The organism is Paraglaciecola sp. (genome assembly GCF_051252315.1).
Taxonomy (GTDB): domain Bacteria; phylum Pseudomonadota; class Gammaproteobacteria; order Enterobacterales; family Alteromonadaceae; genus Paraglaciecola.
Window position 1 is genome coordinate 57,359 of the sequence record NZ_JBPOFP010000001.1, and the last position, 15,239, is coordinate 72,597.

General features: G+C 38.8%; 14 protein-coding genes and 3 tRNA genes. 1 reads left to right on the forward strand and 16 read right to left on the reverse strand.

Annotated elements, in window-relative coordinates; genetic code table 11:
* Position 1 precedes the first annotated feature (1 nt).
* The 7 genes from ACSHXM_RS00240 to ACSHXM_RS00270 all read right to left on the reverse strand — a co-directional run bounded on the left by ACSHXM_RS00240 (position 2) and on the right by ACSHXM_RS00270 (position 4,747).
* Positions 2-265 (reverse strand): OadG family protein, encoded by a 264-nt coding sequence (locus ACSHXM_RS00240; RefSeq protein WP_435686681.1) that lies wholly within the window; start codon positions 263-265, stop codon positions 2-4.
* Between the two features lie 299 nt (positions 266-564).
* Positions 565-641 (reverse strand) — tRNA-Arg (locus ACSHXM_RS00245).
* A gap of 52 nt (positions 642-693) precedes the next feature.
* Positions 694-770 (reverse strand) — tRNA-Arg (locus tag ACSHXM_RS00250).
* A 25-nt stretch (positions 771-795) separates the two neighbouring features.
* Positions 796-885: transfer RNA gene (locus ACSHXM_RS00255), tRNA-Ser, on the reverse strand.
* Positions 886-1,219: 334 nt separating this feature from the next.
* A complete protein-coding gene (gene csrA, locus ACSHXM_RS00260; RefSeq protein WP_435686682.1) occupies positions 1,220-1,435 on the reverse strand; it encodes a carbon storage regulator CsrA in 216 nt (71 codons plus the stop codon).
* A 140-nt stretch (positions 1,436-1,575) separates the two neighbouring features.
* Positions 1,576-4,173 (reverse strand): alanine--tRNA ligase, encoded by a 2,598-nt coding sequence (alaS, locus tag ACSHXM_RS00265; protein WP_435686683.1) that lies wholly within the window; start codon positions 4,171-4,173, stop codon positions 1,576-1,578.
* A 118-nt stretch (positions 4,174-4,291) separates the two neighbouring features.
* Positions 4,292-4,747 (reverse strand): regulatory protein RecX, encoded by a 456-nt coding sequence (locus ACSHXM_RS00270; RefSeq protein WP_435686684.1) that lies wholly within the window; start codon positions 4,745-4,747, stop codon positions 4,292-4,294.
* A gap of 53 nt (positions 4,748-4,800) precedes the next feature.
* On the opposite strand from ACSHXM_RS00270, the gene ACSHXM_RS00275 reads away from it, so the two are divergent.
* Positions 4,801-5,943: a GNAT family N-acetyltransferase gene (locus ACSHXM_RS00275; RefSeq protein ID WP_435686728.1), complete on the forward strand. Its 1,143-nt coding sequence runs from the start codon at positions 4,801-4,803 to the stop codon at positions 5,941-5,943.
* Between the two features lie 22 nt (positions 5,944-5,965).
* On the opposite strand, the gene ACSHXM_RS00280 is transcribed toward ACSHXM_RS00275, so the two are convergent.
* The 9 genes from ACSHXM_RS00280 to ACSHXM_RS00320 all read right to left on the reverse strand — a co-directional run bounded on the left by ACSHXM_RS00280 (position 5,966) and on the right by ACSHXM_RS00320 (position 15,218).
* Positions 5,966-6,562: a DUF938 domain-containing protein gene (locus ACSHXM_RS00280; protein WP_435686685.1), complete on the reverse strand. Its 597-nt coding sequence runs from the start codon at positions 6,560-6,562 to the stop codon at positions 5,966-5,968.
* A gap of 9 nt (positions 6,563-6,571) precedes the next feature.
* Positions 6,572-9,202: a methionine synthase gene (gene metH, locus ACSHXM_RS00285; protein WP_435686686.1), complete on the reverse strand. Its 2,631-nt coding sequence runs from the start codon at positions 9,200-9,202 to the stop codon at positions 6,572-6,574.
* A 9-nt stretch (positions 9,203-9,211) separates the two neighbouring features.
* Entirely contained in the window at positions 9,212-10,270 is a 1,059-nt protein-coding gene (locus ACSHXM_RS00290) for a homocysteine S-methyltransferase family protein (protein WP_435686687.1), read from the reverse strand.
* 46 nt (positions 10,271-10,316) lie between these two features.
* The gene (gene metA, locus ACSHXM_RS00295) at positions 10,317-11,237 is read right to left on the reverse strand and encodes a homoserine O-succinyltransferase MetA (RefSeq protein ID WP_435686688.1); all 921 of its coding nucleotides are present in this window, start codon (positions 11,235-11,237) and stop codon (positions 10,317-10,319) included.
* A 265-nt stretch (positions 11,238-11,502) separates the two neighbouring features.
* A complete protein-coding gene (locus ACSHXM_RS00300; protein ID WP_435686689.1) occupies positions 11,503-11,913 on the reverse strand; it encodes a DUF2802 domain-containing protein in 411 nt (136 codons plus the stop codon).
* 70 nt (positions 11,914-11,983) lie between these two features.
* Complete coding sequence (locus tag ACSHXM_RS00305; RefSeq protein WP_435686690.1) at positions 11,984-12,478, reverse strand: chemotaxis protein CheW; 495 nt, start codon at positions 12,476-12,478, stop codon at positions 11,984-11,986.
* 25 nt (positions 12,479-12,503) lie between these two features.
* Positions 12,504-13,241, reverse strand: a complete 738-nt coding sequence (locus ACSHXM_RS00310) for a chemotaxis protein CheW (protein WP_435686692.1) — start codon at positions 13,239-13,241, stop codon at positions 12,504-12,506.
* Entirely contained in the window at positions 13,234-14,016 is a 783-nt protein-coding gene (locus tag ACSHXM_RS00315; protein ID WP_435686693.1) for a ParA family protein, read from the reverse strand. Before ACSHXM_RS00315 ends, ACSHXM_RS00310 begins: the two co-directional genes overlap by 8 nt.
* An 89-nt stretch (positions 14,017-14,105) precedes the next feature.
* A complete protein-coding gene (locus tag ACSHXM_RS00320) occupies positions 14,106-15,218 on the reverse strand; it encodes a protein-glutamate methylesterase/protein-glutamine glutaminase (protein WP_435686694.1) in 1,113 nt (370 codons plus the stop codon).
* Between the last annotated feature and the right edge of the window lie 21 nt (positions 15,219-15,239).

The following is a 15,239-nucleotide window of genomic DNA, read 5'->3' on the forward strand; positions in this document are numbered from 1 at the left end:
TCTAGTGGTTACGTCTGTATTGACGAACAGCGGCGGTAATCGCGGCTACAACTTTTGGAGAAACTTGTTGAGAGTTCTGCGTGGCTTTAGGCGCTACAGAATGAGTGTGTCCTTGAGAATTCACTTCTTCAGGAAAGAAACGATTAACCCAAGCAATTAAATTAACGGCTCCAATTAACATGGTTAAAAATAAGAAAACGACTCCCATTCCCACCATCAATAAATTAGCGGCTTCAGCTAAAGCACTGGCGACATCTGCTTGCATAAAATGAATCCTCATCAATAAAACTTTCTATACCGAATAAGTACCATGCTGCCCAATAAAACACAATAAAGTCAGCAAGAGGAAATGAGCATAAAAAATAAGAAAATATTCACTTAACTAGAATATATATCCATTTCCTCTAACAATTTTGCTGCAAGGTTACAATTCGAGTATCAAAATAATCATTCAAGCCTACTCAGTTAATTTTAGGCTCATCTATCAAATTTTTAATTAAATTCAGCGTTAGTATAAAACAACCAATCAAAAAAAAGCCCCACTATGATGTGAGGCTTTTAATTTGGCGCGTGTGGAAGGATTCGAACCTCCGACCGCCTGGTTCGTAGCCAGGTACTCTATCCAGCTGAGCTACACACGCATGAAACTTGATTTAGTAGAATACTACAAATCATCTACTAAATATAGAAATGTGGCGCGTGTGGAAGGATTCGAACCTCCGACCGCCTGGTTCGTAGCCAGGTACTCTATCCAGCTGAGCTACACACGCGCAATACAATCTTTTAATCTGCCAATGGCGGAAAGGGAGGGATTCGAACCCTCGGTACGAATTAACGTACGGTTCCTTAGCAGGGAACTGGTTTCAGCCACTCACCCACCTTTCCGTTTTAACGGCACCACATTTATTAGAGTTCCATAAACATGTTATGAAAATTTAAGAATAAGGTTATTACTCTTCACTTTCTTAACTGAAAGTGTTTGTAGCCACTTGACCACCTCTCCTAAATGAGGAGCCGAATTCTACTGATACTCAGCAGTAAGTCAAACATTTTTTATCAAGTGAGCGACTGTTTGTCGAGATTTCATACAATGCCCGTTTAATAGGCTAATAAATGTTTTTTTTAGCTTAAAATAACAGCAAAAATGTTCATGAAATAAGTCTTAAATATCAGGCACAAAAAAAGCTGGTAAACCAGCTTTTTGTCGTTTTACAACTGATTACTCACTTTCTGAACTGGCTTCTTGTACATTACCAGTAGATTGTGCATTTTTTTCAGCTTGAATACGCATATATATTTCTTCACGGTGAACAGATACTTCTTTAGGTGCATTAACACCAATTCTTACCTGATTACCCTTTACTCCTAATACAGTTACAGTGACATCGTCACCAACCATTAGGGTTTCTCCAACACGACGAGTTAAAATTAGCATTCTATTGCTCCTTTATCCGTTAATTAATATACAAATCCTTGTTTAAAGTTAGTGTAAAAACAATAGCTTCGCCAAATATTTTACACCTTCGGTTTTATCCCTATTTTTGTTGTCACCACAAAAAATAACCGAAAAATTTTCTACAACTTATCACTCAACCAGTCTTTGACCGATGCCAACGCTGATTCTAAATTCTCTGGTTGTGAACCGCCGGCTTGCGCCATATCTGGGCGTCCACCGCCTTTGCCACCAACCTGCTGCGCTACAAAGTTAACTAATTCACCAGCTTTTACCTTGCCAATTAAGTCTTTAGTGACTCCAACAATCAAACTCACTTTATTCGTATCACCGACGCCTAATACAATAATGGCACTAGATAACTGATTTTTAAAGTCATCTACCATTCCCCTCAAAGATTTAGCCTCAACGCCTTGCATCTGAGTAGCTAAAACTTTAGTACCATTTATCTCAATTACTTGAGACAACACATCAGCTCCGGCGTTAGCAGCTAACTGCTGCTTAAGTTTTTCTAGCTCTTTCTCTGTCGCTTTATTACGCTCTAACATCTGTTCAATACGAGCGGTTAAACCGTCTGGATCAGTTTTCAACAACCCAGCTAATTTCGAAACCTTTAACTCTTGTGTTTGCACAAATTCCAAAGCTTTCGCTCCAGAAACGGCTTCTATTCTTCGTACTCCGGCAGCGATGCCACCTTCTGATACAATTTTGAATAATCCTATATCGCCAGTACTTTTGACGTGTGTTCCACCACATAGTTCCATAGAGAACTCACCCATGGAGACAACACGTACGTCTTCTTCGTATTTTTCCCCAAATAATGCCATGGCGCCCGCTGATTTAGCTTCATCCAAATTCATCAATTTGGTTTGCAGTTGATTGTTGGCGCGAATTTGATCATTCACCAAGGTTTCAACTTTCTGTAATTCTTGACTCGTAACGGCTTCAAAATGTGAAAAATCAAAACGAAGCCTTTCATCCGTCACTAATGAGCCTTTTTGATTTACGTGCTCACCTAATACTTCTTTTAGCGCCGCGTGCATTAAATGCGTTGCACTGTGATTAATCTTTATGGCTTCTCTGCGTTCTAGGTCAAATTTAACCTCAACGATTTCGCCTAACTTAAAATCACCATGAGCAACACCTTTATGCGCAATAGCATTGCCTAATTTAATTGTATCTTTAACATCAAATGAACCATTTGCAGCTGTAAGTTGACCAGTATCACCAGCCTGTCCACCTGACTCAGCGTAAAAAGCACTTTGTTGTAAAATCACAACGCCAGTATCGCCATCAGATAATGCTTCAACAACATTCGCTTCTTTTAATAATTCTATGACTTTTGAAGAATGTATATGTTGATCATAACCTAAGAAGTCCGATGAGCAATTAGACTTTAGTTGCTCATTGTAATCCGTGTCAAATTGACTCGCTTGCTGAGCTCTTTTCCGTTGCTCATTCATGGCGGCTTTAAAGCCATCTTCATCTATTTTAAGATTTTTTTCACGCGCAACATCATTAGTTAAATCGGCTGGGAAACCATAGGTATCATACAATTTAAATACGACTTCTCCTGGAATGACGTCCGATTCTAAATCAGCAATCGCTGCATTTAGAATGTTCATTCCCCTTTCTAAAGTGCGGGAGAACTGCTCTTCTTCGGTTTTTAATACTTTTTCGATTAATTGACGATTATCAGTCAATTCTGGAAATGCGTCAGCCATTTGAGTTTCTAGTGCAGCCACTAAGCGGTAGAAAAACACATCGTTTGCGCCTAGCTTATTACCATGTCTAACAGCCCGGCGAATGATACGTCTTAATACGTAACCTCGACCTTCATTAGATGGCAACACGCCGTCAGCAATCAAGAAACTACAAGAACGAATATGATCCGCTATCACGCGCAGTGATTTATCTTCTTTATCTGCTGCATTCACGACTTGAGCAGTCGCATCAATTAAATTTTGGAAAATATCTATTTCATAATTGCTATGCACATTTTGAATAATGGCAGATATACGTTCTAATCCCATACCCGTGTCAATTGAAGGTTTAGGAAGAGGGTCCATGTCACCATTAGCTTGGCGATTAAATTGCATGAAAACTAAGTTCCAGATTTCAATAAATCGGTCCCCGTCTTCTTCTGGAGATCCTGGAGGTCCTCCCCAGATATGCGCACCATGATCATAAAATATTTCAGAACAAGGGCCACATGGTCCAGTATCACCCATTGACCAAAAATTATCAGAGGTACTAATGCGTATAATTTTATCTTCGCTTAAACCAATTTTATTAGCCCAAATATCGAAAGCTTCATCATCTTCGTGATAAACAGTGACTAATAATTTTTCAGCTGGTAGTTTTAATTCTTTAGTTAAAAAATCCCAAGCAAATTGAATTGCTTCAGTTTTAAAGTAATCTCCAAAACTAAAATTCCCCAACATTTCAAAAAAAGTATGGTGTCTCGCTGTATATCCTACATTTTCAAGATCATTATGCTTTCCACCCGCTCTCACACAGCGCTGAGATGATGTGGCTCTGCTATAGCTGCGTGACTCTGTTCCCAAAAATACATCTTTAAACTGGTTCATACCGGCGTTGGTAAACAAGAGTGTAGGATCGTTACCTGGTACTAAAGATGAACTGGACACTTTTTGGTGTCCTTTTGATGCAAAAAAATCTAAAAATGCGCACCGAATTTCGGCGGTAGTCATACTCATCAACAATCCTGAAATATAGTTAATTATGGGTTAATTAAAAAGGCGCAATCCATTACCACACCTGCATGTGGGCGCAACAATATCATGATTGCACTGCACTTGTTAAGTTGTTCATTGGCTATTTTTCAACAGAATCAAAAGCATAACTTATTTGCTCATGCGAGAAGCCTCGAAAATACATAAACCTTTGTTGTTTTTGTTTAGCTTTCCAATCGGTCGCAACTTGCCCAGAAAAACGCTTTATAAAAACCTTACTCGCTAATTCAAACCAGTCGATTTGCAACTCCTGCATCGCCTGCCTGATAAAGTCATTGTCTATTTTATGGTCTTTTAACTCTTTGAGAATTCGTACTTCTCCTACCCCTTTATTCACACGGCCTCGAATTAAAGACTCAGCAAACCGCAGGTCACTTTGAATATCCGACTCACTAAATTTGTCGATCCATTGACGACATAACTCTATATCAAAGTCTCGTTCAGCTAACTTTTTTAACAACTCACTTTTACTATGTTCTCGTCTTGCCAAGAATCTTGTAATAGTATGTTTGATGATTTTAGTGTTATTCTCTGGCATATTAGGGGAAATAAACTTGGCTACTCGAGCATAAATATAAGAGATGATTAAAAATAGTGTTTAACGTCAAATTTATCACCTCCATTGAAAAAATAGACAAAAGTGTTTGGGATAACATAGCCCCAAATACCAACCCTTTTTGTCAATATGATTTTTTACATGCCTTAGAGAGCTCTGGTTCAGTGGGGCAAGGCACTGGCTGGTTTGTACAACACTTAATAATATATCAAAACAATCAAGTCGTTGGCATATTACCACTATATAAAAAGACACACAGTTATGGTGAATATGTTTTTGATTTTGCATGGGCCAATACTTATCGTCAATATGGTGTGAGTTATTATCCTAAATTAGTTGCCAGTATCCCTTTCACACCAGTAACGGGTGCGAGACTAATGTTAAAACCTGAAATTGAACAAAGCCAAGTTATTTCCTTAGTTTGTCAAAGTATTCAAGAACACATTAAACAATACTCAATGTCTTCGATGCATTGGTTATTTTTAGAAAAAGAGTTAAGTCTCGCACTATCTGAGCATAAACAGATTCGTCGTAAGTCCGTGCAATTTCAATGGTTCAACCGAGAGTACAAGAGTTTTGAACATTATTTAGACCATTTGCATTCACGTCGGCGTAAACGTATCAAAAAAGAACGCATTGCCATTACCGAGGCTGGTGTAACGATTAAACGTATTCACGGCAATAACCTGAGCCAAGATGACTTACAGTTTTTTTATCAGTGTTATCAACAAACCTACCTTAAACGAAGTGGCCATCAGGGATATTTAACTGAAGCCTTTTTCGAACAAATATATAGCGACATGCGTGACAATCTAATGTTAGTGATTGCGATAAAAGATAACCAAGCTGTCGCAAGTGCTTTATTCGTGTTTGATGAAAACCAGCTTTGTGGTCGATACTGGGGAGCGATGTCGGCGGTAAATAATTTGCATTTTGAATGTTGTTATTATCAAGGTATAGAGTTTTGTATTGAACAAAATATTGCTCAATTTAACCCTGGTACACAAGGCGAACATAAAATACTCAGAGGGTTTGAACCTGTTTATTGTTACTCAAATCATTGGCTACAAGAGCAGGCTTTTCACGATGCCGCTGAACGTTTCATTCAGCAAGAGAATATTCAAATTGCAGAATATAAAACGAATGCTGAACAACTACTGCCTTTCAAACAAGCTTAAATAAAATTTAACAAAGCAGTGTTTACTTTAGCGTTTGTTTTCGCCAAACCAATAACATGTTGTTGGCTGGCATTTTCACTTTTTCAATTAGGTCTAGATTAACTGCCCAGCCTTGTAACTCTTCAATAGACCGTATTCCACCACAACCTTGTTCTTTGAGGTACTGATCAAAATCTCGGTTTGAATGACTTGTATACTGCCCATTGATATTAAACGGCCCATATTGGCAAAACACTCCACGTTTAGGTAAATTCATGCCCACTTGTTCCATCATCAATTTAGCTTCATTAGGTTGCATTATATGAGTGGAGTTAGCAGTAAATACGGCGTCAAATATTCCATCCGGCCAGTTATCCTGACCTAGTTGAAAAATAACCGGGGCTTTTAGGTTTGGAGCATCACATTCAGATAACCACGCTTGAATTCCAGTGTGGTTAGCAGCTAGGTCACTTGTTTGCCAAATAAGGTGAGGCAAATTAACAGCAAAGTAAGTAGCGTGTTGCCCTGTTCCAGAGCCAATTTCTAAAACATTTTTAGTACTGGAAAACACACGTTGTAAAACAGTCCAAATAGGCTGTTTATTATTCTCACACGCTTGGCTAAAAGGCTTATTATGCATAATCGAATGTTATTGGATATTAGGTCCAAGCCATTTCTCGGCTTCAAGTCGTTGCCAATTTTTACGCTCAGCATAATCCAATAATTGATCTTCTTGGATTTGTGCAACAGCAAAGTAACGAGATTCAGGGTGAGAGAAATAAAAACCTGATACTGCTGCACCTGGCCACATGGCATAACTTTCAGTTAGTTGCATACCAGTATGTTTTTGAGCATCCAATAAATCCCAAATTAATTGTTTTTCAGTGTGTTCAGGACAAGCTGCATAACCAGGAGCTGGACGTATTCCTTGATACTTTTCTCGAATAAGTTCTTCGTTGCTTAGGTTTTCTTCTGGCGCATATGCCCAAATTTCTTTACGCACCTTCTCGTGCAAATACTCTGCGAAGGCTTCCGCTAATCTATCTGCAATGGCTTTTACCATAATACCGTTATAATCATCACCGTCATCAATAAAGGCTTGGGCTAATTCATCTTCACCTATACCTGCAGTAACCGCAAAGGCTCCAACATAATCGGCCTTGTTACTTGTTTTAGGAGCGACAAAATCACTTAAACAGTTATTTGCTCCTTTAGGCTTTTCTGTTTGTTGACGTAAATGGTGAGCGACATGAGCAATGTTTGTGCGACTTTCGTCAGTATAGATTTCAATATCGTCTTGCACACTATTAGCGGGAAATATTCCCATGACGCCTTTTGCTTGTAGCTGGCCATTTTCACATAAAGTCTTTAGCAGGGCTTGAGCATCATCAAATAAGCTTTGTGCTTCTTTACCTACCACTTCATCTTGTAAAATTCTTGGATAGCGTCCGGCTAATGACCAAGTTAAGAAAAACGGCGTCCAATCTATGTAGTTAATTAGCTCAGACAACTCAACATCAACTGCTGTAACGCCCAATTGTTTAGGAGCCGGTGGTTGGTAACTAGTCCAGTCAAAATCAAACCCATTGTCACGGGCTTGTTCTAATGTAACAGGCCGAGTGCGTGGTTTCTTTTTAGCATGTTGCTCGCGCACTTTTTCATACTCAGCGTCTAGTTCTTTAGCATAAACAGCGCGGTTTTCTGCTGATATTAATTTTTGACACACGCCCACTGCACGACTCGCGTTAGGAACATATACAACTGGGTGTTGATAATTTTGTTCAATTTTAACGGCCGTATGGGCTTTTGATGTAGTAGCCCCACCAATTAACAATGGTAGATCGAGATCTAAACGTTGCATCTCTTTTGCCACGTAAACCATTTCATCTAACGATGGCGTAATCAAACCAGATAAACCAATCATGTCGACATTTTCTTCTTTAGCTACCTGCAAAATTTTTGCGCAAGGTACCATCACACCAAGATCAATAATTTCAAAGTTATTACACTGTAAAACTACGCCCACAATGTTTTTTCCGATGTCGTGTACATCACCTTTTACGGTTGCTAGCAAAATTTTTCCGTTACTACTGCCTTGATCTTTGTCTTTCTCAATATACGGATTTAAATAAGCAACCGCCTTTTTCATAACACGAGCTGATTTCACCACTTGGGGTAAAAACATTTTTCCTTCACCAAACAAATCCCCTACTACGTTCATGCCGTCCATTAACGGACCTTCAATCACATGTAATGGTTTGTCTGCTTCTAACCTTGCAGCTTCAGTGTCTTCTTCAATAAAATCCATGATGCCACGCACAAGCGCATGCTCTAAGCGTTTATTAACGGATAACTCTCGCCATTCCAAGTTATCCTTAACCACAGCTTTACCATCACCTTGGTATTTAGGAGCTAATTCTAATAACTTATCTGTCGCTTCTGGATGACGATTTAATATTACGTCTTCTACCGCTTCTTTTAATTCACTTGGGATTTGGTCGTATACTTCTAGTTGCCCGGCATTTACGATCCCCATATCCATACCGGCTTTAATAGCATGAAATAAGAAAACAGAATGCATCGCTTCTCGAACTGGATTATTTCCACGAAAAGAAAAAGACACATTCGATAAACCACCAGACACATGACAATGAGGTAAATTCTGTCTTATCCTGCGCGTAGCATTGATAAAATCAAGGGCATAGTTATTGTGTTCTTCAATGCCTGTTGCCACTGCAAAAATATTTGGGTCAAAGATAATATCTTGTGGAGGAAATCCAATTTTTTCAGTTAGTAGTTTGTAACTGCGCTGACATATTTCGAACTTTCGCTCTTCGGTATCAGCCTGGCCTACTTCATCAAAGGCCATAACAACCGTAGCCGCGCCATATCGCTTTAACAATTTAGCTTGGTGTAGAAAGTTCTCTTCACCTTCTTTCAAGCTGATAGAGTTAACAATAGCCTTGCCCTGCACACACTTTAAGCCGGCTTCAATAACGGTCCATTTAGAGGAATCAATCATGATAGGCACACGAGAAATATCCGGCTCTGACGCGATGAGATTTAAAAACCGGGTCATCGCAGCTTCTGAATCCAACATGGCTTCATCCATGTTGATATCAATGATTTGAGCGCCGTTTTCAACTTGTTGACGTGCTACATCTAATGCCTTTTCGTAGTTATCTTCTAAGATCAAACGTTTAAACATGGCAGAGCCAGTTACATTAGTTCTTTCGCCAACATTAATAAAATTAGCCGAGGCTTGAAATTGTTGAGTCATCAAAACGCCTTAAAGTACAAAAGGTTCTAAACCAGACAGACGCATTTTTACATCTCGCTGTGGTATTTTTCTTGGAGCATAATCTTTAACCGCATCAGCAATAGCCGCAATGTGTTGAGGTGTACTACCGCAACACCCTCCGACTATATTTAATAACCCTGAGGCGGCCCACTCTTTAATATGAGAAGCCATTTCTTCAGCTTCCATATCATATTCTCCAAACTCGTTAGGCAAACCAGCATTGGGATGAGCTGATACAAAACACTCAGAGACTTTTGAAATTTCATCGACATACTGTCGAAGCAAGTCTGGCCCTAACGCACAATTCAAACCAAACGAATAAGGCTCTATATGGTTCATTGAGTAATAAAAAGCTTCAGCGGTTTGACCAGACAAAGTACGCCCTGACGCATCAGTGATGGTACCTGAAATCATTACAGGTAAAGAAATATTTAATTCATCAAAAACGGTTTGAATAGCAAAAACAGAGGCTTTAGCATTTAACGTATCAAATATGGTTTCTACCATGATCAAATCCACACCACCTTCGATTAAACCGTGTGTTGCTTCAACATAAGCTTCGACTAATTCATCAAAAGTAACATTACGGTAACCCGGATCGTTAACATCTGGAGAGATTGAAGCCGTTCGACTTGTTGGGCCAAGCACTCCAGCAACAAATCTTGGTTTTTCTGGGGTTAACTCTGTGAACTTATTCGCCGCTTTTTTCGCTAATTTAGCAGCTTCTAGATTAATCTCTTTAGCCAAACCTTGCATATTATAATCGGCCATAGAAATGCTAGTCGCATTAAATGTATTGGTTTCTATAATATCTGTGCCGGCTTCAAAATAAGCACAATGAATATCGAAAATAATATTTGGCTGCGTCAGCACCAATAAATCATTATTACCTTTTACATCTGAAGCCCAATCAGCAAAGCGTTCACCTCGATAGTCTTTTTCTTCCAATTTATAATCTTGGATCATAGTTCCCATAGCACCATCGAGTAACAGGATCCGTTGCTCGGCCGCTTTGTATAATGCTTGTTCTGACGTTAACTGACTCAATTTCAATTCTCTTTTAATTTTGTACTTATCTTAAATTCAACTTTCATTATTCAGAAAGTTGAGTTAAATCGTATGGTGTCGTTTGATACACATAATAATTTAACCAATTAGTAAATAATAAACTCCCGTGTGCCCGCCAACTAACAATTGGTTCTTGGGTTGGATCATCCTGTTCAAAATAATTGACTGGTAACCTAGGTTGCCCACCGGATAAAACATCTCTCTGATATTCTTGTTTTAAGCTATCCGGGTCATACTCTGGATGCCCGGTGACAAATACTAATCGTTTGTCTTGTGATGCAACGATATATGCACCACCTTCTTTGGAGCTTGCCAATACATTAAGTTCATCAACCGAATTGTAATCATTTAGACTAATTTCGCCGTAACGTGACTGAGGCGCATAAAATGCGGGGTCAAAACCTCGCAACAATTCATCATGTTCGTTCTGCACAAAATGTTGATATATCCCACTTAGTTTCTGGTCTCTTAATGCTCGCATTTTTCCGTAAAAGTGATAAATGGCAGCATGGGCGGCCCAACAGGAGAACAGGGTCGATTGAACGTTCTTTCTAGTCCAATCCAATATGACCTGCATTTTATCCCAATACTTAACATCTTCATAAGCTAAATGAGCAAGTGGCGCTCCCGTTACTATTAACCCGTCGTATTGTTTATGGGCAATATTGTCAAACTCGACGTAAAAATTGTCCATGTGAGCTTTAGGCGTATTTTTGGGCGCCTGATTATCAATACGGATTAAGTCAATGTTTACCTGTAAAGAAGTATTAGATAATAGTCTTAAGAACTGTAATTCAGTTTCCATTTTATTAGGCATTAAATTCAGTATTCCCACTTCCATGGGTCTAATGTCTTGAGTAGCCGCACGGCAAGTATCCATCACAAAGATATTTTCTTTGTGTAATTCACTTTGTGCAGGTAAATCACTTGGGATTCGAATAGGCATTATGACTCCAAGACTGAATATAATGGTGCAAATTTCGCTTAATACGTGGAAAAAGTCAACATCTTTACGTCTAGACGTCTAAATGAAAAAGAATAATCACTTTGAAATGGGTATAGTGCAGTAATCAACCTTATTCAAATAATTGAAAAAGATATCGTCACAGGCGTTAGTAAAAGGTAATTTTCTAAGTAACCAGACGAACTAGGGAAAAGTGAGCACCAGGCTTGGTGTGAAGACTCAACTAATTATTAAGAATGGTAGTAAGCTAATTGGGTTTATTATGTAAATTAAACAACAACTCAGCTTCGGCTAAAGGCATTTCACATTCCCGCATCACGTCAGCAACACTGGCACCTTGCGTAATCAATTTTACACCTTTGCTATAAAACCGACTTTGGGGATCTTGTTCTACCACTTCTTGTTGAGATATTTTAACTTCTTCAACTTGCGCTTCAAGTTGTTTTAAACGACGGACCATGGCATGAGTTGCACTGCGAACTTCTTCTAATTCATTCACAAAGCCGGATACTTTGTGACTAAGCATTGAGACATTCTCATCTTGTGAATTTAACTTTTTCTGTATCAGTTTGTTAGTAGACAGTATTTTAATTAAAAAAAATGCACTTAACAGGCAAAAACCTAACGCTACAATACTGATAATCAATGTTAGGTCCATAAACTACTCATTTTCACTAATATCAAAGATATAAAACAGGCACTATAAATCCAGTACCCCATTACCTAAATTATATATTAGTGATTTCACTCCATTCGTCGTCACTGAGCAATTTATTTAAATCCACTAGGATCAGCAATTGTCCATCTCTATTACTCACACCTTGAATAAATTTGGCACTTTCTTCAGTTCCAACGTTAGGAGCACTATCAATCTCAGAAGAGCGCAGATAAACCACCTCAGCAACACTATCCACTAATATTCCAACAACTTGATCATCAGATTCAATAATAACAACTCGTGTGCTATCTGAAATATCAGATGAAGGTAAACCAAATCGTGAACGAGTATCGATTACCGTGACTACGTTACCACGCAGGTTAATAATACCTAATACATAGTCTGGTGCACCCGGTACTGGTGCAATTTCTGAATAGCGAAGAACCTCTTGTACTTGCATAACATTAATGCCGTAAGTTTCTTCGCCCAGCTTATAGGTAACCCATTGAAGGACTTCGTCACCATTTGCTGCTACTGTATTGTTTGAATTTCTTTCGTCACTCATTCGAATTGCTCCGGCCTATAATAGACTAATCATAACTGCTTAAACCTTGGTTTAACATACTAATTAACTGCGGTACGTTTACCAAAGCACACATTTTTTTCTTCACCATACCTGATAACCAAGGACGACTCGTTTTTACATTTCGCCACTTTACTTCTTCAGGTAACAAGGTTTCTGTTGTTACTAGGCTTTCACACCCTAGTCCCCAACCGCTTTCACCTAATACTATAAGATATTGATATTTTGTTGATTCTGCCAGCTTTTCAGCAGATTTTTCTGGCATTATCCATTTTGCAGTGTCAATAACACTAAACTTTTCATCTCTATGTAGCAAAACGCCCTTAAACCAATCTGGTTTGCCGAATAAAGGGTTTACACTGTCTATTTCGTGTATCCCTCCAAGTTCGGTCAAAGGAACGGCCAAGGTCATACCCGCAACTTCAAATAACAATACTTGGAATTCACCCTCTGGAATTGTTGGGGTAATAATTTCCGTTTTACTTTCAGCAGCTGTTAGCTCTTCTTCGACCTTTGATTCAATAACTTTAGCAATTATTGGTTGAACTTCAACAACTTGCTTTATTGGTTCTTCCACAATCGGCTTAATTGGGGCTTGATAAGGTTCACTTCTAGGAGCTGGAACTGTGTTTAATAGTTGTTCCACAGATTGCCTATGTAAATCTTCTGTAATGGGCTCCTCAGTCAATAGTGCTGACATGTAGTCTTCCATGACATTCTCATTAGCAAAGGGATTACTAGACATTGTTTGGTCCTAATTTTTTAAGATAATCTAACAATTTTATGTATGCGTAAACCCCTCTGGACTTAGGACAAAACAAAGATGGAGGGCTTTGAGCCTGGCTCGCATCTCTAAATTTTGTATCAATGGGAATAACCCCGCTCCATACATTTTCTTTATAGGTTGTTTCTAATTTTTGTAAGGCATCAGTTGCCGCTTTAACACGTCTATCGTACATAGTAGGCACTATGCTAAATTCAAATACTTTAGCCAATGACTTTTGCATGATTTCCATCGAGTGCATTATTCTATCTAGCCCTTTCAAAGCTAAAAACTCTGTTTGTACTGGAATAATGACTCGCTCACTAGCTGCTAACGCATTTATCATTAATACCCCCAAAACAGGCGGGCAATCAACAATAGCATAATCAAATTCATCAGATATTTTATCAAGTGCTTTTCTTAAAATAAGCCCCATTCCATTTTTAGTGCCTAGTTTTCTATCAAGTGTAGCTAATGCCATGGTGGCAGGAAGAATAAATAATGAGTCCAATTTAGTAGGACACAAACAATCCATAACTAAATCTTTATTAAAGTCTCGTCCACCCATAAAAACATCGTATAAGCTAGAAGAAAGCTGCTCTGAATCAATACCAAAGTAATAACTCATCGATGCTTGAGGATCTGTATCAACTAAGATCACTTTATGCCCTGCCTGAGCCAGCAAGCCACCTAAAGTAACCGTTGTGGTAGTCTTACCCACACCTCCTTTATGATTTGCTACAGTCCAAACGACCAAAAGCGGGATCCTTTATAGTTGATATTACAAACGATTAAAGTAACAAAACTCTTCAAAAAAGCAGTGTAAAAAACCTGAAAGTTTTTTCTTTAACTACTTAATCTCTTTTTGATATTCTCTGTCATAGCAGCAATATTGAAACTTTTTTCAGAAATATTGGCAACCGTAACAGCCTGAGGCATTCCATAAACAACACAACTGTCTTTGTCTTGCGCCCAAATAGTGGCACCTTTATCCTTCAACAAACGACAGCCCTCTTTACCATCAGCTCCCATACCCGTCAAAATGACAGCTAAGACATCACCTGAATAAACTTTAGATAATGATTCAAATGTTATATCAACACTCGGCTTATATGCTGCCTTAGGATACAGACTAGGCTCGGAAACAGTTACCTTGGCCGAATTTTTAGTACCTGAAACCGTTAGGTGCTTTCCTCCAGGCGCTAAGTAACAAACACCATTTTGTAACCGGTCTCCATTTTTTGCTTCTTTCACGGTCACCTGACATAAATCATTCAGTCTATTAGCAAAGGCTTCAGTAAATGTTCCAGGCATATGTTGCACAATTACCACTGGCACTGGTAAAGACGTAGGCAATCCCATTAAAATTTGTTGCAAGACTACTGGCCCACCAGTAGAGGCGCCAATTGCCAAACATGCGTAATTTGGAATAGAGCTATTGGTTTTATCAGTGTTTAACGAACCGGTGTATTTAGAACCCAACATTTGATCGGGCAATCGAGTTCTAACTTGACCTTTATTTTTTATCGGCGAGGACTCTCTTCCCCTACCAAGACGATTACTTGTTCGAGCAAGAGACTTCACTTTACTCTGAAGTAAAGAAACAGCTTCAGCTCTATTGAGTGCAATGTCTTCAAAATTCTTAGTAATAAAGTCAACAGCACCTGCATCAAGAGCATCTAACGTAGCTTGAGCTCCTTCTCGCGTCACTGAAGAAAACATGATGATTGGAGTGGGTGTTTGTTTCATCACACCTTTAACCGCTTCGATACCATCCATTAATGGCATTTCTACGTCCATGGTTATGGCATCGGGTTTTAACGTAGCAGCCATTGACACTGCCTCTATGCCATTCTTAGCTTCACCTACAACTTCTAATTCTGAATCCAGCTCTAAAATTTGTTTAATTCGACGCCTAAAAAAAGTTGAATCATCAACTATCAATATCCTGTAAGCCATTTTCAGCTTTTCTACCTTTAT

Coding starts and splice junctions, on each gene's coding strand:
- ACSHXM_RS00310 (WP_435686692.1), bottom strand. CDS start 13,241: ATGTCTAGTAATCCCTTTGCTAATGAGAATGTCATGGAAGACTACATG.
- ACSHXM_RS00320 (WP_435686694.1), bottom strand. CDS start 15,218: ATGGCTTACAGGATATTGATAGTTGATGATTCAACTTTTTTTAGGCGT.
- alaS (WP_435686683.1), bottom strand. CDS start 4,173: ATGAGTATGACTACCGCCGAAATTCGGTGCGCATTTTTAGATTTTTTT.
- ACSHXM_RS00280 (WP_435686685.1), bottom strand. CDS start 6,562: ATGCATAATAAGCCTTTTAGCCAAGCGTGTGAGAATAATAAACAGCCT.
- ACSHXM_RS00240 (WP_435686681.1), bottom strand. CDS start 265: ATGCAAGCAGATGTCGCCAGTGCTTTAGCTGAAGCCGCTAATTTATTG.
- csrA (WP_435686682.1), bottom strand. CDS start 1,435: ATGCTAATTTTAACTCGTCGTGTTGGAGAAACCCTAATGGTTGGTGAC.
- ACSHXM_RS00300 (WP_435686689.1), bottom strand. CDS start 11,913: ATGGACCTAACATTGATTATCAGTATTGTAGCGTTAGGTTTTTGCCTG.
- ACSHXM_RS00305 (WP_435686690.1), bottom strand. CDS start 12,478: ATGAGTGACGAAAGAAATTCAAACAATACAGTAGCAGCAAATGGTGAC.
- ACSHXM_RS00270 (WP_435686684.1), bottom strand. CDS start 4,747: ATGCCAGAGAATAACACTAAAATCATCAAACATACTATTACAAGATTC.
- metH (WP_435686686.1), bottom strand. CDS start 9,202: ATGACTCAACAATTTCAAGCCTCGGCTAATTTTATTAATGTTGGCGAA.
- metA (WP_435686688.1), bottom strand. CDS start 11,237: ATGCCTATTCGAATCCCAAGTGATTTACCTGCACAAAGTGAATTACAC.